The sequence below is a fragment of the Neisseria sp. HMSC03D10 genome, from assembly GCF_001807625.1.
GTDB classification, from domain to species: domain Bacteria; phylum Pseudomonadota; class Gammaproteobacteria; order Burkholderiales; family Neisseriaceae; genus Neisseria; species Neisseria mucosa.
Genome location: NZ_KV789528.1, coordinates 1 through 1790 on the forward strand (window position 1 = coordinate 1; position 1790 = coordinate 1790).

The window sequence follows — 1790 nt, forward strand, 5'->3', positions numbered from 1 at the left end:
GGCGATGTCAACATCACTGCCGACGGTATCAACGCAGGCGGTAAGAAAGTGACCGGCGTCGCCGCAGGCACCGTCGCCGCAGGCAGCACTGATGCCGTCAACGGCGGACAACTGCACCAGGTTTACGAACTGATCGGCAGCAACGGCGGCAACGTCAACACCGCACCGCCGTCAGTCGAAGCAGACGGCAAAGCAGGCTTGGGTAATATCAAAAACATTACCCTGGTGGACAACAGCAACAATCCGAACGTGACCAACGTCACGAACGAGACCAAGATTGCCCAGTCCAACGGTTACAGCCTCGTGACCTACAACGTCGAAGACCAAGGCATGTACGTGACCAACAACGTCATCGAAGCCGTAGGCCGTATGAACGAACAAGGCATCAAGTTCTTCCATACCAACGACGGCGAAGTGAACCCCGACGTACAGGCACGCAACAGCGAAGACTCCAGCGCGAGCGGCGCCTACGCCACGGCGGTCGGCTTCCAAGCCGCCTCCAAAGGCACCAACGCCATCGCCATCGGTAAAGGCGCCAAAGCCAACGCCGAGAACACCATCGCCATCGGTACCGGCAACATCGTCAGCGGCAAAAACTCCGGCGCCATCGGTGACCCGACCGTAGTAAGTGGCAACAGTTCTTACTCCATCGGTAACAACAACAACGTATCCGCCGACAACGCCTACGCACTGGGCAGCAACATCAAAGCCACGGTTAACGACTCCGTCTACCTCGGCGACCGCGCCCAAACCCAAGGCATCCATACGGCTGATGCGGCCAAAGGCGAAGCCTACACCTACGGCGGCCTGAACGACAAAGCCGTGGCAGGCAAAGCAGGTTCGGCTGCCGCCGCGAACAAAGTCGCCGGTGTCGTCACCGTCGGCAACGGCACGGACGAGACCCGTCAGGTTCAAGGTGTGGCGGCAGGTGGGGTATCTGCGGATTCGACCGATGCGATCAACGGCAGCCAGTTGTATTACACCAACCAGGCGATTGCTAACGTAGCGACACAAGCGACAGCGGCGAAAACCGAAGTTACCGCAGGTAAGAATGTCGTCGTTAACCAAACGACCGGCAACAGCGGACAGACCGTGTACAACGTTGCTACTGCCGATAAACTCGACGTAGCCAGCGTAACCGCAGGCGGTGTAACCGTTAACGCGCAAGGTGTCAGCATCGCTGCACCGACCGCCCATAATCCGGCGAATACTGTCAGCCTCAGCCCGATCGGTCTGAACAACGGCGGACAACGCATCACCAACGTCGCTCCGGCGAAAGAAGGTACCGATGCGGTCAACCTGAACCAGCTCGCCGGCGTGGGTAACGCCCTGCAAAACAACATCGAACGCGTCGGCAAAAAAGCCTATGCAGGCGTGGCAGGTGCGATTGCACAAGGCTCGATTCCGCAAGTAACCCGTCCGGGTGCAACCGGTATCGGCGTGGGTAGCGGCTACTACGGTGGTCAATCCGCCATGGCAATCGGCGTGTCTGCGATGAGCGACGGCGGTAACTGGGTTGTTAAAGGCAACTTCTCTGCCAACACAGACGGCCACGTCGGTGTCGGGGCAGGTGCGTTGTACCAGTGGTAAGCTAACGGCTCTTAGCTGAAGAAAAGCAAAGGTCGTCTGAAATCCAAAACAGGGTTTCAGACGACCTTTTTATATCTTGTATGAGGGATAAATTGGTTTTATTTGAAATTCATGGCTGGAAGGATGATGGAAGTTGGATTTCTTCTGAAATCTAGAGCGACATCACGACTTTTCAGACGACCTTGGATTCGGATTTCAAG

Annotated in this window: 1 protein-coding gene; it reads left to right on the forward strand. The window is 56.9% G+C overall.

The window, feature by feature from the left end; translation table 11 throughout:
* On the forward strand, positions 1-1590 hold a 1590-nt coding region (locus HMPREF3066_RS05130; protein WP_210385694.1), incomplete at its 5' end, for a YadA family autotransporter adhesin.
* Positions 1591-1790 lie beyond the last annotated feature (200 nt).